At 49.5% G+C, this 26,081-nt stretch carries 22 protein-coding genes and 1 riboswitch; of the genes, 7 read left to right on the top strand and 15 right to left on the bottom strand.

Going from position 1 to position 26,081, the window contains the following annotated elements; all coding sequences use genetic code 11:
- From ACX0G9_RS08380 to ACX0G9_RS08335, 10 genes are all read right to left on the bottom strand, one after another.
- Complete coding sequence (locus ACX0G9_RS08380) at positions 1-810, bottom strand: thiazole synthase (protein ID WP_459064432.1); 810 nt, start codon at positions 808-810, stop codon at positions 1-3.
- Positions 811-820: 10 nt separating this feature from the next.
- Positions 821-1,507: a thiamine phosphate synthase gene (locus ACX0G9_RS08375; RefSeq protein WP_459064431.1), complete on the bottom strand. Its 687-nt coding sequence runs from the start codon at positions 1,505-1,507 to the stop codon at positions 821-823.
- Positions 1,474-2,286, bottom strand: coding sequence for a hydroxymethylpyrimidine/phosphomethylpyrimidine kinase (locus ACX0G9_RS08370; protein ID WP_459064430.1), 813 nt, complete (start codon positions 2,284-2,286; stop codon positions 1,474-1,476). The genes ACX0G9_RS08375 and ACX0G9_RS08370 overlap by 34 nt, the downstream gene beginning before the upstream one ends.
- On the bottom strand, positions 2,279-2,977 hold the full coding sequence (locus tag ACX0G9_RS08365; RefSeq protein ID WP_459064429.1) for a thiamine phosphate synthase: 699 nt from the start codon (positions 2,975-2,977) through the stop codon (positions 2,279-2,281). The genes ACX0G9_RS08370 and ACX0G9_RS08365 overlap by 8 nt, the downstream gene beginning before the upstream one ends.
- Before the next feature lie 2 nt (positions 2,978-2,979).
- A complete protein-coding gene (gene thiC / locus ACX0G9_RS08360) occupies positions 2,980-4,848 on the bottom strand; it encodes a phosphomethylpyrimidine synthase ThiC (RefSeq protein WP_459064428.1) in 1,869 nt (622 codons plus the stop codon).
- Positions 4,849-4,940: 92 nt separating this feature from the next.
- Positions 4,941-5,147 (bottom strand): sulfur carrier protein ThiS, encoded by a 207-nt coding sequence (gene thiS / locus ACX0G9_RS08355; RefSeq protein ID WP_459064427.1) that lies wholly within the window; start codon positions 5,145-5,147, stop codon positions 4,941-4,943.
- A 97-nt stretch (positions 5,148-5,244) separates the two neighbouring features.
- A riboswitch (TPP riboswitch) is annotated at positions 5,245-5,339 on the bottom strand.
- A 39-nt stretch (positions 5,340-5,378) separates the two neighbouring features.
- A complete protein-coding gene (locus ACX0G9_RS08350; RefSeq protein WP_459064426.1) occupies positions 5,379-6,929 on the bottom strand; it encodes an alpha-N-arabinofuranosidase in 1,551 nt (516 codons plus the stop codon).
- A 107-nt stretch (positions 6,930-7,036) separates the two neighbouring features.
- Positions 7,037-8,281 carry a glutamate-5-semialdehyde dehydrogenase gene (locus ACX0G9_RS08345; RefSeq protein WP_459064425.1) on the bottom strand — a complete coding sequence of 415 codons (1,245 nt, stop codon included), beginning with the start codon at positions 8,279-8,281 and terminating at the stop codon, positions 7,037-7,039.
- A gap of 26 nt (positions 8,282-8,307) precedes the next feature.
- Positions 8,308-9,342: a glutamate 5-kinase gene (proB, locus tag ACX0G9_RS08340; protein WP_459064424.1), complete on the bottom strand. Its 1,035-nt coding sequence runs from the start codon at positions 9,340-9,342 to the stop codon at positions 8,308-8,310.
- 87 nt (positions 9,343-9,429) lie between these two features.
- Positions 9,430-10,503 (bottom strand): winged helix DNA-binding domain-containing protein, encoded by a 1,074-nt coding sequence (locus ACX0G9_RS08335; protein WP_459064423.1) that lies wholly within the window; start codon positions 10,501-10,503, stop codon positions 9,430-9,432.
- Positions 10,504-10,681: 178 nt separating this feature from the next.
- Between ACX0G9_RS08335 and ACX0G9_RS08330 the strand changes: the two genes are divergently transcribed.
- The 3 genes from ACX0G9_RS08330 to ACX0G9_RS08320 all read left to right on the top strand — a co-directional run bounded on the left by ACX0G9_RS08330 (position 10,682) and on the right by ACX0G9_RS08320 (position 12,476).
- Positions 10,682-11,446, top strand: a complete 765-nt coding sequence (locus tag ACX0G9_RS08330) for a helix-turn-helix domain-containing protein (protein WP_459064422.1) — start codon at positions 10,682-10,684, stop codon at positions 11,444-11,446.
- A gap of 47 nt (positions 11,447-11,493) precedes the next feature.
- Positions 11,494-12,024: a hypothetical protein gene (locus ACX0G9_RS08325; protein WP_459064421.1), complete on the top strand. Its 531-nt coding sequence runs from the start codon at positions 11,494-11,496 to the stop codon at positions 12,022-12,024.
- Positions 12,025-12,104: 80 nt separating this feature from the next.
- Entirely contained in the window at positions 12,105-12,476 is a 372-nt protein-coding gene (locus ACX0G9_RS08320) for a VOC family protein (protein ID WP_459064420.1), read from the top strand.
- A 4-nt stretch (positions 12,477-12,480) separates the two neighbouring features.
- On the opposite strand, the gene ACX0G9_RS08315 is transcribed toward ACX0G9_RS08320, so the two are convergent.
- Entirely contained in the window at positions 12,481-13,668 is a 1,188-nt protein-coding gene (locus ACX0G9_RS08315) for a glycerate kinase (RefSeq protein WP_459064419.1), read from the bottom strand.
- 139 nt (positions 13,669-13,807) lie between these two features.
- Here ACX0G9_RS08315 and ACX0G9_RS08310 point away from each other — a divergent pair, with 139 nt between their 5' ends.
- Positions 13,808-14,602, top strand: a complete 795-nt coding sequence (locus tag ACX0G9_RS08310; protein WP_459064418.1) for an alpha/beta fold hydrolase — start codon at positions 13,808-13,810, stop codon at positions 14,600-14,602.
- 4 nt (positions 14,603-14,606) lie between these two features.
- Here ACX0G9_RS08310 and ACX0G9_RS08305 read toward each other — a convergent pair whose 3' ends face one another.
- Both ACX0G9_RS08305 and ACX0G9_RS08300 read right to left on the bottom strand, forming a co-directional pair.
- Positions 14,607-16,823, bottom strand: a complete 2,217-nt coding sequence (locus ACX0G9_RS08305; protein ID WP_459064417.1) for a penicillin acylase family protein — start codon at positions 16,821-16,823, stop codon at positions 14,607-14,609.
- Positions 16,820-17,806 (bottom strand): GlxA family transcriptional regulator, encoded by a 987-nt coding sequence (locus tag ACX0G9_RS08300; RefSeq protein WP_459064416.1) that lies wholly within the window; start codon positions 17,804-17,806, stop codon positions 16,820-16,822. The genes ACX0G9_RS08305 and ACX0G9_RS08300 overlap by 4 nt, the downstream gene beginning before the upstream one ends.
- Before the next feature lie 128 nt (positions 17,807-17,934).
- On the opposite strand from ACX0G9_RS08300, the gene ACX0G9_RS08295 reads away from it, so the two are divergent.
- Genes ACX0G9_RS08295 through ACX0G9_RS08285 form a run of 3 tightly spaced genes read left to right on the top strand, consistent with a single transcriptional unit; the run spans position 17,935 to position 21,844 of the window.
- On the top strand, positions 17,935-18,534 hold the full coding sequence (locus ACX0G9_RS08295; RefSeq protein WP_459064415.1) for a dihydrofolate reductase family protein: 600 nt from the start codon (positions 17,935-17,937) through the stop codon (positions 18,532-18,534).
- A 35-nt stretch (positions 18,535-18,569) separates the two neighbouring features.
- The gene (fdhD, locus tag ACX0G9_RS08290; RefSeq protein WP_459064414.1) at positions 18,570-19,505 is read left to right on the top strand and encodes a formate dehydrogenase accessory sulfurtransferase FdhD; all 936 of its coding nucleotides are present in this window, start codon (positions 18,570-18,572) and stop codon (positions 19,503-19,505) included.
- An 11-nt stretch (positions 19,506-19,516) separates the two neighbouring features.
- The gene (locus tag ACX0G9_RS08285) at positions 19,517-21,844 is read left to right on the top strand and encodes an FdhF/YdeP family oxidoreductase (RefSeq protein WP_459064413.1); all 2,328 of its coding nucleotides are present in this window, start codon (positions 19,517-19,519) and stop codon (positions 21,842-21,844) included.
- Positions 21,845-21,849: 5 nt separating this feature from the next.
- On the opposite strand, the gene ACX0G9_RS08280 is transcribed toward ACX0G9_RS08285, so the two are convergent.
- On the bottom strand, positions 21,850-23,448 hold the full coding sequence (locus tag ACX0G9_RS08280) for a S10 family peptidase (protein ID WP_459064412.1): 1,599 nt from the start codon (positions 23,446-23,448) through the stop codon (positions 21,850-21,852).
- Positions 23,449-23,507: 59 nt separating this feature from the next.
- Positions 23,508-26,060 (bottom strand): phosphocholine-specific phospholipase C, encoded by a 2,553-nt coding sequence (locus ACX0G9_RS08275; RefSeq protein ID WP_459064411.1) that lies wholly within the window; start codon positions 26,058-26,060, stop codon positions 23,508-23,510.
- Positions 26,061-26,081 lie beyond the last annotated feature (21 nt).

Below are 26,081 nucleotides of genomic sequence, written 5' to 3'. Positions count from 1 at the left end.
TCAGTCTAAAAATGCCGTCAGCGGGCTGCTCGCTACCGCATATCCCTGAGGGCCGGCCAGTTTGGCTTCCCAGGCCATTCTCCCCGACTCAACGGCCAACCGGAAAGCCCTGGCCATTTGAACAGGATCGGCGGCCGCGGCAATGGCGGTATTGACCAACACGGCATCTGCCCCCATTTCCAAAGCCTTCGCCGCATCCGATGGAGCGCCTATCCCGGCATCGATCACCACCGGCACCTGGCTTTGTGCGATAATGATCTCCAGGAAATCAAAAGTCCTTAATCCCTTGTTGCTCCCAATAGGGGAACCCAGGGGCATTACCGCCGCCACACCGACATCTTCCAGGCGTTTACACAAAACAGGGTCTGCATGGATATAGGGGAGTACGACAAATCCTTTTTTTACTAATTCCGTAGCAGCCAACAAGGTTTCCACCGAGTCCGGAAGCAGCCACCGCGGATCCGGATGTATTTCCAGCTTCAGCCAGTTCGTTCCCAGCGCCTCTCTGGCCAGTTCTGCCGCGAATACAGCTTCCCGGGCATTACGCACCCCGGAGGTATTTGGCAGTAATTGGATCGAAGGATGACGGAGATGGTTCAGCAATCCGTCTCCATCGTCTTCCCCCAGGCTTTTTTCCCGGTGCCCGCCCTGTCGGTTTCCCCTTCCTGTTATCTCCACCCGTCTAAGGGCAACCGTCACCAATTCGGAACCACTGGCGAGAATCGACTCTTCCATGAGCGCATTGGATCCGAATTTGCCCGTACCCGTAAATAATCTCGATGTAAATACTTTATCCGCAATGGTGAGCATACTACTGATTTTAATTTTTTGGAAAAAAGTTTTGGAGGCCGTTCACCAGGGCTGTCCTGTTTCCGGCATGCACTAACAACCCTGAAAAAGCGATCCCATATAAGCCCGTCTGCATTAAGGGGCCGGCATCCTCTTCATGTAGCCCTCCAATGGCCACTATGGGAATCTCCACGGCTTCGTTTCGCAGGACATCCATTACCCGCCGGTATCCTACCAGGCCCAGCACGGGGCTCAGTTTCTTTTTAGACGTGGTGAACCGGTAAGGTCCTAATCCGATATAATCCGCCCCCTTACGATAATGATCCAGAATATCTTCAGCAGTATTGGCTGTGCCGCCGATGATAAAATCCTTTCCGAGCAAACTGCGGGCATCCCCTACCCTCATATCTTCCTTGCCCAGGTGGACCCCATGCGCCCCTATTTTTTTGGCAATTTCCACCCGGTCATTAATGATCAGCGTGGCGTTCCAGGCATCGGTTATTTTTTTTGCCAGTATGGCCTTTTCCAGGAATTGAACATCACCGGCCAGCTTCATCCGCAATTGGATCCATCGGATACCAGCCTGGCAGGCCTGTTCTATCTGTTGCAAATGATCCAGGGGAGCCACATCCATGGTCAGGAATTGCAGGCGGGCGATCCCGTTTTGTTGCTCCGGTTCCGGATTCAGCTTACCTGATCTGTCAGTGGTTTGTGCCATCCTAATAACGATTTATTACTTACTAAATATTGTTCGATATACCGTTTAGCCCTTCCGGCGGCTTCCGGCAACGTATACCCCAAGGCAAGGTTGGCGGCAAACGCAGAAGCCAGAACGCACCCGGAACCATGTTTGGGATAGACCATCTTATTTTCAACAGCAGGTTCGAAGACGGTCACTTCCGTTTCCGTTTCGCTGCCGCCCCAGAGATAATCTGTTCCCGGGTTTTCCGGATCGTGTCCTCCTTTCAGGTAAAGGTGGCAGCCTGTTCTTTTAAAAAGCCGCTGGCAGCTTTCCCTCACATCCTCTCCCGGGTACAACCATCCTATTTCTTCCCGGTTTGGCGTCAGCAGGAATATTTCCTGCGCAATGGATTCGAATCCTCCCACATCCATTTGCTCCCAGAAATCTTTTCCGCTGCTCGCTCTTATCACCGGATCCCATACGATCCGGATATGGGGATCATGTTGCCGCAGGTGGCGGGTGATGGCATAGATCATTCCCGGCGAACGGCCAATGCCGATCTTTACTGCATCAAAACCGGTGGATTGAAAACAAAGATCGATCTGTTCGAAGATCTCTTTTTGATCGAACCAATGGATCCGGGTTATCGTCCGTTCATTTTGAAAGGTCAGACCCGTGCAGACCCCATAACCATAAACAATATGCGCTTCCAGAGTCTTAATATCTGCCAGAAGACCCGCTCCGCCGCTCTGGTCATACCCGGCAATCACCAGCACAGTGGGGCGCCCGTTATTTTTTTTCAAAAAGTTATCCATACCCTTTGCCTGATTTATTTAAGATCAACGCCTGCAATTCGACAAAACGCCCTACAGCCATTTTCGGCACCTCCCAGATACAGCCAAGTACCGCAGCCCCGTCCCAACCTCCGTGGATCACCAGCGGTAACAGATCTTTATTTATTCCGCCCAGGCCGATCAGTGTCAGATCTTTTACAGCGTCCTTATCATCTACGGGGCGGTCCTGCCATAATGCGACATTGGCCTTATATCCCAGTTTGGAAATACTATCGAATAAAGGACTCATAAAGGCATAGGCAAGATCCTTATCGATCTCTTTAACTTCCTGCCGGGAATGTAAAGAAGTAGAGAAGATTATCTCCTGGCCTTTTTTGTTGCCTTGCAGGCTTTTGTCATTTTTCCAGGCATTCAGCGGACAATGGATCTGCGGAATCCCGAACCTGTCTGCCAGGCGGTGGCTGCCATGTAACACAAGCCGCGAATAACAGGCAGGAGATAACTGACTCAACAATAACCCGATCTCCTCTTCCCGGGCAGCCGGTTTGCGGATATGAAGCTTTTGCAACCCCTTTTCCAGCAATCCCTCCAGCAGCGCCACCTCGCCGGCAAGAAAATCCGGTGAGGTAATAACGATCAGCTGGAAGGCCTTTTCACCGGTCGTGTTTTCGCCGGTCTTGTTTTCGCCGGAAAGATGGTTGCTGTTCTTCATTCCTAGAGATATATTTCAGCGCCGCTTTGTTTGAAGGCCGTCGCTTTTTCCTTCATGCCTTCTTCCAGGGCCTCATCCACCCCAACTCCTTTTTCCTGGGCAAAACGTCTTACTTCCTGTGTGATCTTCATAGAACAGAAATGCGGACCGCACATGGAACAGAAATGAGCGATCTTGGCTCCTTCGGCAGGAAGGGTTTCATCATGGAAAGAACGGGCAGTATCCGGGTCCAGGGATAAATTGAACTGATCCTGCCAGCGGAATTCAAAACGTGCTTTGCTCAGCGCATTGTCTCTATGCTGTGCCCCGGGATGCCCCTTGGCCAGGTCTGCCGCATGGGCCGCAATCTTATAGGCGATCACCCCATCCTTCACATCCTTTTTATTAGGAAGACCCAGGTGCTCTTTAGGGGTTACATAACAAAGCATGGCCGTACCAAACCACCCGATCATGGCTGCGCCGATGGCGCTCGTGATATGGTCATAACCCGGAGCAATATCCGTAGTTAGAGGTCCCAGTGTATAAAACGGAGCTTCCTGGCATTCTTTCAGCTGCTTGTCCATGTTTTCTTTGATCAGCTGCATGGGCACATGCCCGGGCCCTTCGATGATCACCTGGCAATCATGTTTCCAGGCAATTTTCGTCAGTTCTCCCAGGGTTTCCAGTTCGGCAAACTGTGCCTCATCATTGGCATCTGCAATACAGCCGGGACGCAAACCATCCCCAAGGGAAAAAGAAACATCATATGCTTTCATGATCTCACAGATCTCCTCAAAATGTGTATACAGAAAACTCTCCCGGTGATGAGCCAGGCACCATTTGGCCATGATCGAACCACCCCTCGAAACGATCCCCGTCAGTCTTTTTGCAGTCAGGGGTATATAACGCAAAAGAACGCCTGCATGGATCGTAAAGTAGTCGACTCCCTGTTCCGCCTGTTCAATCAGGGTGTCCCGGAAAATTTCCCAGGTCAGCTCTTCCGCTTTTCCTCCTACTTTTTCCAGGGCCTGGTAGATGGGAACTGTCCCGATGGGAACCGGAGCATTCCTTAATATCCATTCCCGGGTCTCGTGGATATTTTTTCCCGTCGAAAGATCCATGATGGTATCGGCACCCCATCGGCAGGCCCAGACAGACTTTTCCACTTCTTCTTCGATGCCCGAGCTTACAGCTGAATTGCCGATATTGGCGTTGATCTTCACCAGGAAATTGCGCCCGATGATCATCGGTTCCGATTCCGGATGGTTGATATTGGCAGGAATTACGGCCCTGCCTGCGGCTACTTCCTGGCGTACAAATTCCGGTGTGATCGCCCCTGTTGGTGTTCTGGCGCCAAAACTCTGTCCGGGATGCTGTTGGTTAAATTCTTCCATCCGCTGATTCTCCCGGATTGCGATATATTCCATCTCCGGGGTAATGATGCCTTTGCGGGCATAATGCAGTTGTGTAACATTCGCGCCCGGCAATGCTTTGCGGGGAGGCTGGATATGTTCGAACCGGAGACTGTCCAGAGAGACATCTTCTTTTCTACGCTGACCATAAACGGAACTTACAGCAGGCAATTGCTCCGTATCGCCTCTGTCTGTTACCCATTCCCCGCGGATACGGGGCAGTCCTTCCCGGACATCGATATTCATCGACGGATCGGTGAAGGGTCCGCTGGTATCGTATATGGTCACCGGGGGGTTGTGGGTAACCATATTATTGAACGGATCCACCGTATCTCCTACGGCGATTTCGCGCATAGCTACTTTAATCTTCTTATGCAGGTTCCCCGGTACATAGATTTTCCGGGAGGCAGGGAACGGCTCCCGGCTGATCACATGCTGGCCGGGAATATGATCCTTTTTTGCAGGACGATTCGTACTCATATTTTTTATTTTTTATGGTTCATACTGGACAATAGCAGGCTACTCCGGGTAAATGACCCGGTTAAAAAGCTCATACACATTTCCGTTAGTTTTTACCCTCCCTGGGTTGCCCGTATCACAAACACCTTATCCTGCGGCTGAAGAACATAGTCCGCCCACTCGCTGCGGGGAATGACCTGTTCATTGACCGCAATCGCAATACCATCAGGTCTTTGAATATGTAATAAAGGAAGTACATCGGCAAGTTTGCCGGAGTCTGATAAATGGAATTTTTCCCGATTGATGGACACCTCTACCATAATTCATCGATTTAACCTTGGATTCTACCCGGTTATGTATTGATTGATGACCAGGATGACCTGGAAACTTGGGAGGTGCTGCGTAGGCAGATATAAAAGAAGGAATCCGTCTTTTCCCTTCGCCGGTACTAACCGGATCAGGTTCTGAGGGTATCATCTCAGCCCGCTATACGGGCACCCCTAAAGTCTGGCGTAAAGGTATGGGTTGTGTTTGTTATAACAAAGAGAAAATTATTTCAGCTCCAAAACTACTACGGATTGGGCAGGCAATTCCACCACCAGTTCATCCCCGGATTTCTTCGCTCCCGAAAACACGGACGGCAGCACTTTTGCGGGTTGATCGAAGGTATTGATATCCGTAAATTTTGAGGAAGTGAGTATCAGTCCTTTACTATTTTTATAAGGCATTCCTTTCAGGTTGACCCTCACCGTTATTTTTTTTGACGGATCGAGATTTACCAGGGAAATATGTACGGCACCGTTTGAATCGATGGAGGCCGAAGCGTTGACAGCCGGGATCTTATCCTTTCCGAATACATAATCGGGGCTGTTGAAGACGAGCGGTAAAGAACGGGCATCCTGATGCACTTTATACAGATCGAATACATGATAGGTCGGCGTCAGCAACATCCTGTCTTTTTCCGTAAGGATCAGGGATTGCAGTACATTGACGGTTTGAGCCAGATTGGCCATTTTTATCCGGTCCGCATGATTATTGAAAATATTCAGGGTGGATGCTGCGATCAAAGCGTCCCGCAAACTGTTCTGCTGATAAAGGAAAGCAGGATTGGTACCGGGTTCGGCCTTGGTCCAGATCCCCCATTCGTCCACCACCAGGGCTACTTTTTTTGCCGGATCGTATTTATCCATGATCGCCGAATGTTTGTTGACCAGTTCTTCGATATGCAGACAGGACTTGAGCGCAGCAAAGTATTCATCCTCTCCGAATTGGGTAGCGGAACCTTTGTTCTCCCAGCCCCCGGGAAGTGTATAGTAATGCATGGAAACGCCCCATGTGCGTCCAAGGGATATATTTTTCAGCAGTAATTCCGTCCAGTTATAGTCATCTCCATTTGCGCCGCTGGCGATCAGCTTTAAGGGTGCACCGGGATAATTCTTACAGAATTCCGAATACCTTCTGTACTGCACGGCATAGGTCTCGGGTGTCATATCTCCCCCACAGCCCCAACTCTCATTACCTACTCCCCAGAAAGAAACATTCCAGGGCAGGTCCCTTCCATTCTGCCGGCGAAGATCGGCCAGTGTACTTTTACCCTTAAAATTCAGATATTCCAGCCAGTTAGACATTTCCTCCGGCGTGCCGGTTCCTACGTTACCGGCAATATAGGGTTGACAACCCAACAGGTCACAAAGCTCCAGGAATTCATGCGTACCGAAACTATTGTCCTCCGTTACCATTCCCCAGGTAGTGTTGACGATCGTTTTGCGCTGAGCCCTCGGACCGATGGCATCTTTCCAATGGTATTGATCGGCAAAACATCCGCCGGGCCACCGCAACACAGGGATCTTAATCTTTTTCAGCGCGTCTACCACATCCATCCGTATTTTATCGCCCGTCCAGAAACCGTCATAGATACATCTGCCCAGATGTTCGGAAAAATGACCATAGATATTCCGGCTGATCACCGCTCCGCCGTCATCCCTGATAGCCAGGCTCATCGTGGAAGGGGTATTGGTATTCTGGGCTGATGTTTGCTGAAAAGGGAGGCTCAGACAGGCGGCCACCAAAAGAAGCAGAAAGGAGGTATTTCTCATACGCATGGGATCGTTTTTTATGATCCCTAAATTAAGCGTTTTTTTGACAATTAATAGCAGTAAAGACTATTTTTTTATGCTTATCCTGAAAAGCAGCAGGAACATTCAAATTCCTACCCCCTAACCTGCCCATTCCCGCGGATCAGCCATTTCTCGGTAACCAGTTTTTCCAGCGCAAAAGGTCCCCGCGCATGTAATTTCTGGGTAGAAATCCCGATCTCTGCGCCAAGCCCCAGTTCCTCGCCATCTGTAAAACGGGTGGAAGCATTGGTATAAACAGCTGCTGCATCCACCTCGGCCAGAAAACGTTCGCAATGTTTTTTATTGCGGGATATAATGGCTTCGGAATGTTTGGTAGAATATTTTTGGATATGGATCAGCGCCTCGTCCATATTCTTTACCACTTTTACCGCGCATTTAAGGCTGAGGAACTCACGGGCAAAATCGCCGTTTGTCGCCTTTTGCAGAAAAGGATATCCTTTAAGTAACCGCCGGGCCACAGGATCCGCAAAGATCTCCACCTCATATTTCGCCATAGGGGCCTGCAACAGCTTCAATAAGGCAGGCGCCACGGCATGGTCTACGATCAGTGTGTCCATACTGTTACATACAGAAGGGCGGGACACTTTCGCATTGACGACGATATTCACCGCCATGTCCAGATCGGCTTCTTTTTCCACATACACATGACAAACCCCTGCTCCTGTTTCAATCACCGGTACAAGACTGTTCTCCCGGACATAACGGATCAGGGAGTCCGAACCGCGGGGAATGAGAACATCCACCCAACGGGTGGCCGTCAATAATTCCTTCACGGTCTCGCGACCGGAAGGAAGCAAGGTTACGCAATCCGGGTTGATTCCGTTTTCTTTCAATGCTTTTTTTATCAGGGAGATCGCCATTTTGTTCGTATAATCCGCATCACTGCTTCCCTTCAATACACAGGCGTTCCGGCTTCGCAAACAAAGCGCGGCGATATCGAACGTTACATTAGGTCTGGATTCATAGATAGCGCCCACCACGCCTAAGGGAACGGCTACTTTTTCTATCAGCAGTCCGTTCTTTAATTTGCGTTGAGCCAGCTTTTTTCCGGATGGGTCAGCCAGACGGCTTACTTTCCGGATACTTTTTGCGATGGAACGGATCCGCTGTTCAGTCAACAGCAGCCGGTCGTTGCGGGGGTTGTCCTTATCCTGCCTGGCCAGGTCCATGGCATTCGCCTTCAGGATTGCTGGCCCGCGTTGTTCCAGCAGGGCCGCCAGACTGGCTAATACAGACTTTATCTGTTTGTCACTGGCCCGGCGAAGGTCTATAGCCGCCTTATAGGTCTTGATGATCAGGGGTTCAATCTTTTGCATCTCGTTTGTTACTTCCTCGTTTTTATTTAAAACAGTACAATATCATCAGCATGCGCGGCTACCACATTTTTACTGGACAGGCTGCCATTCATGGCTGCGGCATTCAGTTTTGCCTTGGCCACTCCGATAATGTTTCCCGTTTCATCGATCAGCTGCACCACTTCGCCGGCAGCAAATTTACCCATCACTTTATGAATGCCCACCGTAAGCAGGCTTCTGCGCTGCCGCAGGGCCTTATCCGCTCCCTTATCCACGTATACGCTTCCAAAAGTAACAGATCCGCTGGCCAGCCATTTTTGCCGGGCTTTCAGATTGGAAGCCTGGGGTTGAAAACTGGTCCCGGCCCCGCCGGCTAAGGCAGTACTTAAAGGGGTTTTACCATTCAGACCGCACAGGATAACCTTGATGCCCAGGGAATTCGCCAGGCGGGTAAACGTGAGTTTGGAGGTCATTCCTCCCAATCCCAGACTGCTCTTATCGGTCCGGACATAACCCATGATCGTGCTGTCCACTTTTTCCACCTTTGGAATTATTCTTTTTTCCGCATCCATAAACCCGCCTACAGAGGTACAAATGATCAGGGTCTCTGCATCGAACCCGATCGCTGTTAAGGTTGCCAATTCGTCGTTATCGGAAAATTTCAATTCTACATTGCTGACCAGGTCGTTCTCATTCATAACGGGCAGAATACCGTTCTTCCAGAATTCCACAAAGGTCTCTTTTAATTGAAGAAAACGGGAGCGGCTGGAGAAATGATGCCGTTCGCATAAAGCCTGTGCTACCGGGATACCATAAGCGGAAAAATGTTTCTGGTAATGACGGATAAGAATGGGGTTACCAACGGCTGCCGCCGCCTTGCGTTCTGTAAGCGTGCCTTTATATTCATGGAGGAAAGCCCTGCCGCTGCCCACCGCCCCGCTCGATACCAGGACGATCCGGTACCCGCCGGAAAGGGCAGCGATCTCCGCAGCCACTTTTTTGATGATGGATTGAACGATTACCCCATTGTCGTCTGTTATCACCGCCGTACCCAGCTTAATGACCAATACCGGTTTCTGCATATTTGCAAAATTATCGGATTATCAGCGTTTTGGATCAGCCGGGCTTTGAAAATTCGCTAATTTTTAGGAGGAAAGGCAACCCCCAGCTCAGGAAATAACCAATTCTTTTTCCATAAATCTTCCATAGGCTTCAAAAGCCGTCCTTATCAATCGTTTACCAATCGGTTTAAAAAGATCGGTAACAATCTCCATATGGTCCTTTTTAATCGTCCGTTGCCAGTTGCCTACTACCTGTCCTTCATGGACCAGGATGGGCTTAAAGATCCCCTTTCCGCTACGGTCGGCCTGTTTGGGATCGACTACCAGATCCCTGTCAGCATAGGCAATGGTATATTCATCAAAAGCCGGAAGGGCAATTATCCTTTTGGACGGACTGGTTCTGCCGCTGTCAAAGGATGGATCAAACCAATAGGTCTCCCCATCAACGTTTTCCTTTTCAAAGAACGAAACATTGATCTCCATGCCTAGCCGGGCGTCCGCTAAGGTCAAACCCGACCACCAGGCAAAATCGCCCAGGGTCGCCGGTCCCCTGCTGCAGAAATAACGCCGGGTCAACTCCCCCAATCCCTCCTCCCGGCTCCGGAATTTTCCCTTCGGTAAAATGGCAGGCGCCAATTCCTCCAGCAGGGTATAGGTGAATTGTTTGCCGATAACCGGACCACTGCAAATGACTCCGTCCAGTTCCGCCTGCATCAGGAGATGCGTGAAGCGGTTCTCATCGGTTCTGATCCCGGCTTTGTCCAGCACCGATGCCAATTCCCTGCGATCCAGTTGTTGCCCTCCCCGCAAGGCTTTTTTCAAAGCCGCATGACTCCGTTTGAAAACAGCTGCATTCAATTCCAGTTTCCGTTCAGCTCCCGCACAAAAGGCCTTTACGCGATGGGCTGTCAATTCCTGCATCCAATAAATGTCTTCGGGTAATACAAAATGCCAGGTTGGACGAAGCACATGGGTACGCAGGATGCGCCCATCCTGAAAAGCCTGAAGAATGGAGGCCTCAGCCGGATTCTGAAGACGGCTGCCGATTGCCCATTTTGCACCGGCGAAATCCTGGGCCTGTATACAGCCCATCCATCCAACCAAACCGGCTGCGTCGGTGAACCGGGGTTCGTATAGTTGTTGATTGATCAGTCTGCGAAGGATTATTTCTGCTTTTGTCATTATGGTAAAAGGGGACCGTTGTATGTAAGAAGGTCCCGGGTCCAAAGCTAATACCTTTCACTGACAGCCTTATGTCAGTTGGCGTTAAGGTTTTTTTGTTGGGGTATACGTTTTTTTAAAGGCATATATTTTCTTATATTTATCCTGCCTGTTAACCAACTTGCACCAGCAAAATTTTATGCCACCCGCTCTGACCTATAAAGAATTCAAACCTTGCTCAGCCTTATCCAGATTCATCGAAGTGTACTGGCATCTTCATATCGGTTCCCATTTTACTCCTGTGCGCCAGTATATCTTTGCGGACGGACTAACGGAGATCTTTACCAATCTGGGTAATTCCGTTCCTGTCATCGATGGGACCAAATTTTTGAAACCGGGGAAATTATATTTCGGAGGCACCATGACCACTACCAGTACGTTTACCAGGATGCCGAACAGTGATTTTGCCGGAATCCGCCTCAAACCGGGTGGAATTGCCGCCTTTTATTCGCTGAACCTCTCAGAACTGGTGGATCAGATCATCGATTTCCCGGATCCGGAATTGCAGGGCTTGTTATATCCCGACGATCAGTTAGGCGAACGACTGGACAGCTTTTTCTCCCGCAAACTGAATACCCGCATCCTGCCGGTGGTGGCCATCACCGAATCGGTCAGTCTCCACCGGGGTCTTATTACCGTGGATCAACTGGCCAGACAACACCATATCAGCAAACGTAGCCTGGAGCGGCATTTTAATGCAGCGATTGGAGTGGGGCCCAAAGAATTTATCAAGGTCATCCGTTTTCAACACTTGCTAAAAAAACTGAAAGCCAAAGATTCACAGGAAAGTCTTTTACAGATCGCCTGCGAAATGGGCTATTACGATCATGCCCATTTAACCAGGGAGGTGCGAAGATATGGCGGCCAAAACCCTTCCAGCCTGGCACAATTAAAGGAGCAATAAAACATTTATTTATAAACCCATCAGATAATCCTATAAAATTTTCATTTATGTCAACTCAATCAGTTACCTCAAACCCTGCACCCTCTTCTTCTCATTCATCTTACCCTAAACAGGAAAAAAACGGGAGCTTTATTAAAATCGTCCTTCTTGCCGGTTTACTCGCAGGAACCCTGGATGCCATCAGCGCTTCCATCTCTGCTATTGCCCAGGGAATTAATAACCCGGCAAGGGTTTTTATATTTGTAGCCAGTGTGGCTTTAGGGAAATCGGTCCTTCTTACCGGCGGAAGCGGCATTGCCATCGTGGGGCTGCTTATTCATTTTTTTATTGCTTATTCGTTCACCCTGTTCTTTTTTCTGATTTATCCTAAATTGCCGATCCTTGCGAAAAACCGCGTTTTAACCGCCGTCGTCTATGGTCTTTTTGTCTGGATAGTCATGAACCTTATTGTATTACCCATTGCGGGAAGACCATTCCATTTCCGGGCCGTAAACACCCCTGTTAATATTTTGATCCTTATGTTTGCCATTGGTCTGCCGGTTTCTTTTATTGCCTACCGTTATTTCAAAAAAAGATAGATTTTATCAAAACGAACAAATGCCGCTTTTTTACAATTTCCGTTTGGTCGCAACATCTATTTTTGAATAAAAATTAACGTATGAAAATTCCTGACCATTATCTACCGGTAATGCCCTATCTGATCCTAAAAGATGCCGCCGGGTTCCTGGATTTTGCCAAAAAAGTATTCGGAGCAACGGAGCAGTACTCGTCACCCCGTTCGGAGGGAGTGATCAAACATGCAGAGTTACGTATCGAACAGGCTGTGATCATGTTCTGCGATGCTACGGAAACCTACCCTCCCTTCCCTGGGAGTATTTTTCTTTATGTGGAAAATGCAGATAAGGTTTATGAGAACGCCGCAGCGGAAGGCCTGGAGATCCTGCAGCCCCTTGAGGACCGGGATTACGGCCGCGGTTTCGGGTTCGAAGATAAATTCGGAAACAGCTGGTGGGTAAATACACCCAAATAAAAATTTACTCACCCTGCCGGCCCCCGGTCTGCTTTAACAGATTACCGATATTATAGGCTGTTTCCAGAAGAAAGGAAGCCCCGTTCTGCAAAGCTTCTTCCAGGGACATGGGCCGGGGAAGGATAGAAAAGGCAGCAGTAAGACCGGTCTGCTGCAGCTCTGACACGGTCAGGTCCAGGGTTCCGCATATAGCTATCACTCGTTTTCCCGATTGACGGCCCAGTTCCGCTATGCCGGCAACCAGTTTCCCCTGCAGGGTCTGACCGTCCATTTTTCCTTCTCCGGTAATGATCCAATCCGCCTCCGCTATATGCCGGGCAGCCTTACTATATTCCATGACCAGGTCCACTCCCCGCACCAGTTCCGCTCCCAAAAATGCCATACAACCCGCGCCGAGACCTCCTGCGGCACCTGCGCCTTCGCGGTTGGCCAGATCCAGACCCAGGTCTTTTTTCAGCAGTTCCACCAGGTTCAGCATTCCTTCTTCCAGGATTTCGATCTCCCGCGGGCCAGCCCCCTTTTGGGGTCCGTAAACCCGGGTAGCACCCAGGGAGCCGCAGAGGGGGTTCCTTACGTCACAGGCTACCCGAATTCTTATATCTTTCCATTCAGGTCCGTCTTTCCCTCCTTGTCTGCCCTTCCCTTCAAATCCGGGGGGAGCTTCAATCCTTGCCAATTGTAGGAGACTTCCTCCGGAGGGCCTTAATTCCTTCCCCTTCGCATCAAGGAAACGGTATCCCAGGGCGGCTGCCATACCTATTCCTCCATCATTGGTTGCACTACCGCCGATGCCTAAAATAATTTCTTTCACCCCGCTTCGGATCGCAGCCCCGATCAATTGCCCCGTTCCATAGGTCGAACTGAGCAGGGGATCATATTCCCGGGGATCCAGCAAGGACAAACCGGAAGCCCTTGCCATTTCGATAAAGGCGGTCTGCCCATCCGCAGACAAAAGCCATCCTGCCCGGACAGGCCTCGACAAAGGATCCTGTACTTCTTCTTCCAGCATTTCTGAAGGCGTATAATGTGTAATGATCTCTAACAGTCCATCACCACCATCCGCAAGCGGGAGCTGTACGATGTGAAAATCGGGAGAGGCCATTCTTAATCCTTTTTCGATAAGGGAACATAATTCGAAACTCGTCAGGCTTCCCTTGAATTTATCCGGCGCTATAAGTATACGTATGGGCACGCTTGGAAATTTTCCGGAAAAATAGGCTATTAATTCTTTTTCGATCGGGGCATCTTTAATCTCCCTGCTGACATAAGGTTGTCATTAGCGGCATTTACCTTCGAAGGGATAGACCAGCCGGTTCCTTAAAATAAAAACTATGCCAAACGTTAAAAATAAAGATGTCGAAATTAACTATACCATCACCGGAAAAGGCGAACATACCCTTTTATTTGTTCACGGTTCTTTTATCGACCAAACCTATTGGAAGGAATCGGTAGCGTATTTTAGCCCCCATTACCAGGTTGTTACCCTTGATCTTGGTGGTCACGGTAAATCCGGGCAGAACAGGGAAATCTGGACCATCCAGGAATTCGGGGAGGATCTGCTTGCTGTACTCCGACAGTTGAATCTTTCGAAACTGGTCCTGATCGGCCATTCCATGGGCGCGGATGTGATCCTGGAAGCAGCCATCCAACTACCGGAACCCATCCTTGGTTTTATCGGCATAGATTATTTTAAGAACGCGGGAAGCCCTTTGCCGGAAGAATTTCAGAAACAGGTTGCCACCATCCTGGAAAAACTCAAAACCGATTTTTCGGATACTTCGGAGGCTTATGCACGTATGGCCTTATTAACTCCTCAAACGGATAAATCCATCACGGACCGCATCGTGGCCGCATACAGGAGTGCCAATCCTGACATGGGGGCCAAATCCATAGCTGCCCTTTTTTCCTATTATAAACGGGAGAGGGAATTAATGAAGCAGCTGACCTTCAAAATGCACCTGATCAATGTCGGTTATATGCCAACCAATGAGGCCCCTCTTAAGGAATATGCCAGGAGTTCCTATGAATTGATCACCCTACCCGGTTCCTGCCATTATCCGATGCTGGAGAATCCGCAGGTATTGAATATGACGCTGGAAGGGGTGATCGAAAAGATAGTGAAGTGATTAGTTATTCCCCTCCCGGGTGATATTTTTTTCCCTGGTGGGCCGTTACCTCTTCCGGATAAAAAAAGATATCCTTGAACCGTCCTTCGAGGTACATAGTCGCCTGATCGGCGAAATGAGGAGATGCCGGGTTATCGGAGGAACCGCCTGTTACGATCGTCTTAGCCTTTACTTTTTTGCCGAATTCCACGGCAGCGATAAAACTATTCCCGGAATACCCGTATCGTTTTTTTGTGCCTTTCACTACCCTGCTCTGGAAGGAAGGCAGAGATCCAAAATCCGCAGCGGCAAGGCCTGCCGGCAAACTGATGAATTTATCGCTGTAGGTCTCCTCGATCTTCCCTGTCAGCCGTTGGTAACGATTCAGATTTCCCCATTCAATTTTCCAGTCGCCGAAACGCTCCTGTAGATCTTTGATGACTGCGAGTAAAGCATCTGTCTTTTGTGAAGCCGTTGAATGGGTTATTTCATAAGCGACTCTTTTTAACGCGAAGGTATACTCTTCGTCCGATTTCACGACTGGCGCGTAGGCCGTCATACGGGTTCCCCATTCGATCGCCAGCGTGGTGGCTACCGAATGAACGGCAGATCTTTTGTCCCATTTTTTCAGCAACTGCATAGGTTCCTGCAACGCTTTTTTTACAGAATCGGGGGCTATGGCATAAGCTTCCTGCAAAGCCGGGAGCAGGGAATCGAAGGCGGCCAGGTAACGGTCATATCCCTTGACGATCAGGCTGTCCAGGGTGAAATTATCCGCTCCGCTGAGCAGGCGTATGGCGTTGACGGCCCGGAAATTCTCCCCTTCCGGAGCCATATAGACAGGATACTCTTTTTTGTCGGGGCTGCTGTTACCGGAAAGAGAAAAGGGCGTGGAGTTACAATTCTGTATCCATCCCGTTCCCGGATTATATACATGAATGATCTCCTCTAACGCATGGGTGCCTTTCCATTCTGTCGCAGCAACGGATCCGTCCACCGGTTGAGACCAATCGAAAGCCGTATCGCGTATGGGAATAAAATTACCATGCCAATAAGCGATATTACCCTGATCATCAGCATAGACTGTATTGTTGGTGGTATTGGCCCTGAACTCCATCGCCTTTTTATATTCCCCGAAACTACCGGCTTTTGTTATTTGCCAGGCTTCCATCAAGGCGTTCAGCGAACGGTTATATTCTTTCAGGCTCAGCCATTTTCCATTGCGGCTACCCATTACCGGGCCATGATGTGTATAATAGCCGGTGACAGGAAAAGCATTTGTCTTATCCTCTTTTTTGCAATACACCGTAAAAGGTTTAACCAGGACCGGTCGTTGCTGCCCCTCATATTCATAAACCCATCCGCTATCCTTCCGGCTGGTTGTTTCGGCATACAGATCTGCAACATCGGCATAACTGGACGTATGCATCCAGCCGCAGTGTGCATTGAATCCCTGGTAGATAAAAAATTGGCCCCAGGTGACCGCGCCGTATGCATTTAAGCCTTCTTCGCTCACCAATTGTACTTCCATCCGGAAATAAAAGGGCACATGGGGATTGATATACAAGATCGGATTTCCGGAAGCAGTACGGAAGCCAGCAAGGGCAAAACCATTGGAACCTGTCTGGTGGTCTTCGCGGTCTCTTAAAAATCCGGTGACGGACAAACTCCCGCTTTTCCCATAAAAATCCCTGATCTCCTCCGGCCGGATGCCGCCTGTACTCGTTGCCGAGACACTGCCATCGGTGAACATAAGGGCATACCAGGGTTCCCAACGTTTTAACAGGAGGGGTTTGGTTTCCGGGTGTTTGTAGAGATAATAATTTACTCCATCTGCAAAAGCGTCCAGCAGGGCATGCATCCAGGGAGGGCTGGTCCGGTAATCTTCCACGGCTTGCGCACTGTCATAGATCAACCGCATCATTATATCGGTTACCAGGTTTTCTTCTCCATAGGCCTCGGCCTGCCGTCCCAGCATTTCCAGGTAGTTTTTCTCCACCCGGCTGAAGTCCTCCCGGCATTCGGTATATAACAACCCGAATACCACATCCGCATCCGTCTTTCCATAAATATGCGGAATTCCCCAGGTATCTTCCGTGATACTTACCGCACGGGCACGGGCCTCATACCGGCTTATCTCGGCAGGTGAAAAAAGGGTTCCCGTTGTTTGTCCCAGAGCTAAAGACAGGGAAATAAGGGAAAGGAATATACTTAACGGAAGCAGGAGGAGTAGTTTGTTCATTCAACTACAGCCTCCTTATTATACCGATTCCGGTAATCTATGGGTGACAGACCGGTGAGGCGTTTGAAAATGGTCCGGAAGGCCTTGGTATCCGAATAACCTACATCGTACATCACTTCATTTACATTTTTGCGGCTTCCTTCCAGGTGTTTTTTGGCGGCTTCGATTTTAACACGCTGTATGTACTCGACGGGCGTATTGTTCGTAGCCTTTTTAAAACGCCGGATAAAATGGCGTCTTCCTATGGCAAACTGGCTGGCCAGTTCTTCCACGGATATTTTTTCCGTTACATTTTTCTCGATGAACTCCTGCGCCTCTTTAATAGGTTCGTCTTCGTGTTTTTTCTGTCCGTTGAACATGATGAAGGGCGACTGGCTCTTGCGGTCTATCTCCACGGCAAATACTTTGGAAGCCATGATCGCCGTCTCCCGGTCCGTGTATTTTTCAACCAGGTAGACCAGGAGGTTCCAATAGGAATTAGCACCACCGCTTGAATATAATCCATCTCCTTCAGTAATGATCCTCCCATCTACCAGGGTCACCTCGGGAAACATGGCCCTGAATTCGTTGGCTGTCCGCCAATGACTGGAACATTCCTTTCCATTCAATAAGCCGGTCGATGCCAGCAGGAAGGCTCCGATACAGAGACTCGCCACTTCGGCACCATTATTCTTATACTGATCGATGATCCAGGGAATAAATGCTTTATTTTTATCCAGACCTGATTGGATGTCACCTAAAAGGGCCGGCACGAAGATCAGATCGGTTTTTTTTACATCCTTTAACAAGGCATCGGTATGGACCGAAAATGTTCCGTTATTTAGCTTTACTTCTTTGGTAAGACCTACCAGCTGGACTTCAAAACGTGCCGGTTTTCCCGCCGCCTCTAAAAATTCATTCACTGCCGTAAACATATAACGGGGATCGGAAATTGCCGCAAGAACGGCCTCATTGGGCACAAGGATGGAGATGTGTTTTTTCATTACCAGGTTATTTAAAAACAGGTGAACTCAGTTTTAAAGGTAGTGAAAAAATGTCGCAACCAGCCCCTTCAGAAGTCACATCTGCCCATTATAAAGTTCCTTGCCCCGGGGTAAATTTGTAACCACTAATGAGAAAAATAATAGTGTCCATGAACATTACCCTGGATGGCTTTATGGCTGACACCCATTCAGGCCTGGACTGGCATTTTCAAAGCTGGAACCAGGAAATGGCGGGTTATGCCTACGAACAGCTGCGCACCATGGACACGATCATATTGGGACGGTTGACCTACCAGGCCATGGCGGCTTATTGGCCCTCGGCCGCCAGGCACCAGGCCGGGACATGCCGTGAGATCGAATTTGCCCATATGATGAACAATTATACCAAACTCGTCTTTTCAAACACCCTGGACATACTGGAATGGAAGAACGCCCGGCTGGTCAAAGGTGATATCAGCCGGGAGATGTCCAGACTGGGAAAGGAACCTGGTAAAGACATGGTAATTTTCGGAAGCGGCAGCATCGTGAAAACCTTCCATCGGTTGGGTCTGATCGATGAGTTCCGGTTACTGGTGCATCCGGTGATCCTGGGCCACGGCAAACCCTTATTCAAAGACATCCTGGACAAGGAAGACCTCTTTTTTTTACAAACGAGGAAGATGGATTCCGGAGTAGTTGTCCTAAGTTACCAACCAGCAAATAATCAGCGCATTTGCAGCGTGAATTAACCTTTCGTGCCTCTCCTTTTTTGTAGTTTTGTGGAATGCCAGATTCAATCAAAGACCAGTTACCGGGTATCGCCCGTTTGCCGGTATTCAAATATCATGCTGCAGCCTTGACGGAACATGCAGTTGGGCAACAGGAAAATGCATCCGGCTTGTCGGAGACGGAAGATTTGGTTGCTGTTGAAGAACCGCTTGAAATCCGTTTGATCTACGGTCCCGGCCATCAACGCAAGGAACAATCCGTTTCCGTAACGATGCGTACACCTGGCAACGATGCCGAACTGGCAACCGGATTTCTTTTTACGGAAGGGATCATAGGTTCTTCCCCGGGAGATATCATCGCCATTCATCAGACCGGGGGAATTCCGGATAATATCGTACGCATGGAAATGAAGGACAACCTCAACCTGGATCTTGGCAAATTGCAACGAAATTTTTATACCAGTTCCAGTTGCGGGGTCTGCGGAAAATCTTCTATCGATGCCATAAAAACCCTCCTTCCCCCTGGCACCGGGGCTTCCTCCCTTTCCAACAACCATTCAGGCAAAAAAAACGCGGAAGAACGGATCAGCAGCTTAGTTATTCGTTCCCTGCCGCAGCAGCTTCGCCGGCAACAAGCCTTGTTTGACTCTACCGGCGGATTACATGCATCGGCTCTTTTTGATTATACAGGTAATTTTTTGGTTATCCGGGAAGATATCGGCCGTCACAATGCGCTCGACAAGGTAGTGGGCCATGCATTAAATAACAATTGGCTTCCCCTGGAAGAGGTTATTCTATTATTGAGCGGAAGAGCCTGTTTTGAACTGATCCAAAAAGCTGCCATGGCCGGAATAAAGATCATTGCGGCCATTGGACCGCCCTCCAGTCTCGCTGTTCAATTGGCGACGGAATACGATATAACCCTGATCGGTTTTTTACGGGAAGACCGGTTCAATATATATGTTGGAGGGAAGCGGATTAGCATTAAATAAAATATCAATCCATGAGCGAAGACACATCTGTAAATCCGGAGAACGCAAGGAATACGGAGAATCCGGAAAACCCCAGCACCTTAACCGGTCTGCGGATGGAAGAACCCAAAAAGTCAGCCGCGGGGCTGCCTGCCGTCTTGTCCAGTTTTAAGCATGTCTTCAGCGAAGCAGGTTTGGCAAGGGGTTTGAAAGCCTTATCGCATCTCAATCAGAAAGGAGGTTTCGATTGCCCCAGCTGTGCCTGGCCCGACCCTGACGACGAACGTTCCGGTATCGCGGAATACTGCGAGAATGGGGCGAAAGCTGTGGCAGAAGAGGCGACCACTAAAAAACTGGGTGCCGCTTTTTTTGAGGCGAATCCGGTTGCTTCCCTGGCCGCCCTCACCGATCACGAGATTGGCAAAAAAGGACGGGTCGCCCAACCCGTTTATCTGCCAAAAGGTGCCAGCCACTATCAACCCATTTCCTGGGAAGATGCCTTCCGCCGCATTGGGGCCGCACTGAATGAACTGGCTTCACCGGATGAGGCCGTTTTTTATACTTCGGGCCGGACCAGTAATGAAGCCGCCTTCCTTTACCAGCTTTTTGTCAGGGCCTATGGTACCAATAACTTGCCCGATTGCTCCAATATGTGTCACGAATCCAGCGGAGTGGCGCTCGGCGAATCCCTCGGGATCGGCAAGGGGTCGGTAAAACTCGAAGACTTTTATCAGGCGGAGGTGATCCTTATTTTGGGGCAGAACCCCGGCACCAATCACCCCCGGATGCTTACCGCCCTGCAAAAAGCCAAGGCTGCCGGTGCGACCATCATATCCATTAACCCTCTTCCCGAAACAGGTCTGATGGGATTCAGCAATCCGCAGAACCTCAAAGGCATGCTGGGCGTCTCAACGGCCTTAACGGATATTTTCCTGCAGGTTAAACTGAACGGAGATCTGGCTCTCCTGCAGGCCATCGAATTATTACTTTGGCTGGAAGAGGAATCAGCGCCGGGAACCGTATTCGACCAGGCCTTCATTGAAAAAAATACGGCAGGTTATCAGGGTTTTATCGAACACCTGCAGCAGGTTTCTCTTCCTGATCTTTCGGAAGCCTGCGGGATCTCCATCGCACAGATCGGGGAAGCTGCGGGTGTGCTGAAAGACAAAAAGAAAATCATCGTTTGCTGGGCCATGGGGCTTACGCAGCATAAGAACGCCGTAGACACGATCAAAGAGGTTGTCAATCTTTTACTGCTGAAGGGAAGCATTGGCAAACCGGGAGCCGGAACCTGCCCCGTACGCGGCCACAGTAATGTTCAGGGCGACCGGACTATGGGCATCTTCGAACAACCTTCCGGTAAATTTTTGGATCAGCTCGAAAAGGTCTTTGGTTTTCTGCCGCCCAGGCATCCTGGTTACGATACGGTCAACTCCATTAAGGCTATGTATGAAGGTAAAGCAAAAGTCTTTTTCGCCATGGGGGGAAATTTTCTTTCCGCCACACCGGATACCCTGTTTACGGCCGAAGCGCTGCGGCGGTGCCGGTTGACCGTTCATGTCTCCACCAAACTGAACCGCAGTCACCTTATCCATGGAGAAGAAGCGCTGATCCTTCCCTGTCTGGGCAGAAGCGATCAGGATATCCTCCAAAAGGAAGCGCAATTTGTTTCCTGTGAAAATTCAATGGGTGTCGTTCAATCTTCGAAAGGAGTGTTAAAACCCGTTTCCGATAACCTGCTCAGTGAGCCGGTCATCGTATGCCTCCTGGCTAAAGCCACGCTGGGATCCCGAAGCGGGATCGACTGGGATAAATATATGCGGCATTATGACGCCATACGGGAGGACATCGAACGCACCATTCCAGGATTTGACCGGTACAATGAACGAGTGCGGCAACCCGGAGGTTTTTACCTGCCCAACTGCAACCGGGACGGATCATTTCAAACGCCAACGGGTAAAGCTCATTTTCATATTTCGGATCCTGTCGCCATCCCTTTGAAGGACGAAGAATTGATGATGATGACGATCCGCAGTCACGATCAGTTTAATACGACCATCTATGGTCTTGACGACCGGTATCGCGGTGTCTATAATGAACGTCGTGTCATCTTCATGAATGAAGAGGATGTGCAACAACAAAGCCTGAAAAAAGGAGACCTCGTAGATCTGATCAGTGCGCAGGATGGTATTGAAAGGATTGCCCGCCGTTTTATCGTCTTTCCTTATTCCATTCCCCGTAAATGCACCGCTACCTATTACCCGGAAACAAATGTGCTGGTACCTATCGGCCATGTGGCCGATAAAAGTAATACCCCTGTTTCCAAACTGGTAGTGATCACACTGAGAAAAGTCGAATAACAGGATTAGTATTTGGCCGGCTCACCGGGTTTGGGCAGCGAAGCACGAATAAACTTCCGCAGATTTTCAGTCGATTCTGCCAGATCGGGTTTGCGCAGATACATCATATGCCCGCTACGGTATCCTTCCCAGCTTACGCGATCCTTCAGCTTACCGCTGGGGTCCAATTGCCACATGCTGTATTTGGCGTTGAAATAATCACAGGCCCCGTCATAATATCCCGACTGGATCAGCAAATGGAGATAGGGATTTTGGGCTATGGCCTGGCGCAGATTCTCGCCGGTATGGTCATTCTGATTATTCCAGGGGAACACGGATCCGAACATATTGTATTTCAAATCCGTTTTATAATGCAATTCCTCCCGCAGATAAATATTTATGGCGGGTGTAAAAGAATGCAGCCAGGAAGTCAGCTCGGCATTATAGTCCGGTCTTTCTCCTGCATCCTGGCGGTCAATACCCCGGTAACGGGAATCAAGTCTTCCTACCGTAAATCCTTTATCCCGTAATAATTCTTTCCAGAAAAGATCTGTAGGAATCTGCAGATTGCATTGCAGGACCAGTTTCTCCGACAGACCCGTATAGCGGGCCAGTTTGACGGCTATTTCTTTTTTCTTTCCCTCTTCTATAAAACCGCCTTTGGACAAGGCAGGGATCAGTTCATTCACGGTAAAATCTTCCACTTCCGGCAAGTAGGCGGTAAGATCTTTTGCCTGGAGATCGCCGCCAAGGGCTTTATGATACCAGGCTGTTGCTGCATAATAAGGAACACGCAGCGATGCGGATACGCTTGTACTCCGGTCGATTCCCAGTTCCGTAGGGGATACCAGGACCACTCCGTTAAGATACATCCATTGTGCATCCTGTAATTCCAGCGCCAGACCCGAAACCCGTGTCGTTCCATAACTTTCGCCGATCAGGAATTTGGGAGATGCCCAGCGATTCTTCCGGGTAACAAAAGTGGCGATCCATTCGGCGAGATATTTAACATCCTCATTGACCCCGAAAAATTTAGATCCGGGTATATCCTTGCTGACCGTCCTGGAAAACCCGGTATTTACCGGATCCACATAGACGATATCGGCAACATCCAATATAGAATGCGGGTTTTCTTTTACTCCATAAGGCTGCACGGGATATCCTTCGTCATCCACGTTTAACCGGCGGGGTCCGGTATAACCGATCTCCATCCATACCGAAGGTGTGCCGGGTCCACCGTTAAAAGAAACTACCAGCGGGCGGGCAGCCCTGTCCTTTATATCCGATCTTTCATAATACGTATAAAATACACCGGCGATGGGTTTGCCTTCCTCATCCCATACAGGCATGGAACCGGCCGTAACTTCATAGGGTATACGCTGTCCCTTGATGGTCACCTCTGCGTGGGTAACGACGGCGGAATCGATATTCAGGGTCCGGCTTCCCGGCCCTGTTTTTTCAGCCGTGGAAGGAGGAGGCCCGCCTTTAGGCTGTGCCAGGGCATTGATGCTCATACCAGCAAAACAAATGAAAAAGAGCAGGGCAATCCGCTTAAGACGGGTCCCGTTCAGGGTGATCCGTCTAAAACCGGTCCGGTTCAGAGTTATTTTTCTAAATTTGGTCATATGAGTCTGTTTTCTCCTTGGTTTATAAGCTACGAATATACCAAAGGAATAGCAGACCCTTATGCCATTGCCGGATCGCTATAACCATCCTTCCCTGTTTCCACACGTCCGGCATATCGCTGTTCGAATTGGGGGAATCCCTTGATCCGGACACTGAAATCATACCATCCATAACTTTTGGAAGGATCTATCACCAGATTATTTTTACTTCCTGCCTGGCCGTCGGCAGTAATTTTTATTTTACCGGAACCGGCAGCCTCTGGATTTTTTGAATGGTTATCCGTGATATCGACCGGAAGGGAAGCCTGTCCGTTAACCACGGGAGCAACCTGAAGTTTTATCCGGCCGGTTGGTTTTTCACGCTTCGCTCCGCTGATCCGCCCCCTTTCATAATTCAGCCTGACTGTTTGTGAAGGATCATTTTTACCCCCCGCGAAACCCCTGAAAAATCCGTTCGGCCCATAGACCCGCAGATCATACTGACCATTCTCAAATTCATCCAGGGGGATACTATCCGTCAATTCATCACCGGCCTTTACGGCATAATTCCGCACCTTCAGCTCCTTGCCATAGACATAAACGGCAAAGGGTGATCCTGCTGCCTGGTCACCGAAGAAGGTATTGCCCGCCCTGAACTTCAGCTCGAAAGAATTTTTATCCGCACCCAATTTACCTTCCACATACAATTCGTAAGGAATCGCACAGGAAGGACGAATACCCCTTTCCTGCCTGGGCATGAGCGGAGAGGAGAATGGGTCTTTACGGAACTGCCCGATCTCTTCTTTCGTCAGTTTTTTATACCCGGAAGGCAATTGTTTGAACTTCGCCATATGTACGCCTTCGATAACGGTATCTTTTTCCAGGAAAGAAGGAAGGGTTGTTTTTTCTCCATTATAGGGACGGAACAGGGAACTCAGGTCACCGCAAACCGTCCGGCGCCAGGCGGTGATATTCGTTTGTTCGATCTTACGACCAGACCGGTGACTGATCAATTTTTCCATCATCTGCAGAATGGAGGTGTGATCGCAAACCTGGGAATTTACAAAACCTCCCCTGCTCCAGGGCGAAGCGATCACCAGGGGTACCCGGAAACCCAAACCGATCGGACCACCTCTTGCATCCTCTTTTGAATTATATTTTAGATCCTGTTCGAGCGGCACATAATCCAATCCGGCGTCGATACCCTGGGAGACCTTTCCCGTCTCGGGTCTCGATGGATCAGGCGCTACAAAGGGAGGGATATGATCGAAATAACCGTCATTCTCATCATAACAAAGAACGAAGATGGTCTTTTTCCATACCTCCGGATTTTTTGTAAGAATATCCATTACTTCAGAAACATACCAGGCCCCATACCAGGGCGCACCGGGATGATCCGAAAAATTTTCAGGAGCTACCAGCCAGGAGACGGTCGGTAATTTACCGTCTTTTACATCTTCCCGAAATTGATGCAGGACATCCCCTTTCGGTACCTGCACCTCGCGGGCCGTAGTGCCATCCTGGTATTTCAGCGTGGTCAGTTTACGGTAATCCGGATCGTTCCGGTTCGTCGTAAAGGCCTTCGTATAAAGATTCTTTTCCCGCTGGGAAAGTTTGGCATATGCTTCCGGGGTAAATTTTATCCGGGCCTCTTCCAGCAGTTTCAGCTCGGCCTCATTTTCGGCCAATTGACTTTTTTGTTTTTGGATATCCGGGCCGCCGGATGGCAGTGCAGCGATCTTTTTTTGCAAACCGGCAATCTCCGCTTTCAAGGCTTCTATCTTTACCGGCATATATTTCATGAACTCCGGCGAGAACTCCACTCTATGCTGGGCGAACCATTCGATCGGGTTATCGGTAAAATTAGCCAGCCAGGGATCCTCCTCTCCCTGGAACCCTGTATCCAGACTGATCTCATTCTGATAGATCCTCCAATCCACACCATGATCTTCCAGCCTTTCCGGAAACGTTGTCCAGGAGGCCGGAACCCCGTAATCAGTATCACCATTGCGTACACGTGCTTTTACATTCGGATGCAGCTCTTCCCGGACAGTACCGGTCCACAAATAGAGCCGGTTAGGGGTGGTACCGGTCAGGGAAGAACAAAAATTCTGATCGCATACCGTAAAGGCATCTGCTAAAGCATAATAAAAGGGAATATCCCGGCGGTCATAATGACCCAGGGTTAGGGGCATATGGGCGTATTCCTTTTGACCGGAATGTTTTGCCTGTAACCACTGATCGCATTTTCCCTCATGGCGTGCGTCTTGCTGGTTACTCCAGGAATGAGGGAGCGAGCCCATCCAGGTGGCATTAGTACCCTTGATATCGAGACGGAACGGGCTAAAGGTTTCTCCTGCGGCATTGGTTTGCAGCCAAACCGGGTTTTTATCCGCGAGGGTAATTGCCCTTGGGTCCTGAAAACCCCGGACTCCTTTCAGCGCTCCGAAACAATGATCAAAGGAACGGTTCTCCTGCATCAGGATCACCACATGTTCTGCATCCAGCCAGGTAGTGCCCGGCAGGGGATCGATGGCTAATGCTCTTTGGATGGATGGGGGAAGAACGCTGGTGAATCCGGTTGCCCCTGCTAACAAGGCTGCTTTTTTGAGAAAATCCCGACGTGTGTCCATACGGTATACAGAATTAATTTT

It is taken from the genome of Flavitalea flava (genome assembly GCF_054461575.1).
This window is presented reverse-complemented; position numbering and strand designations above follow the sequence as displayed.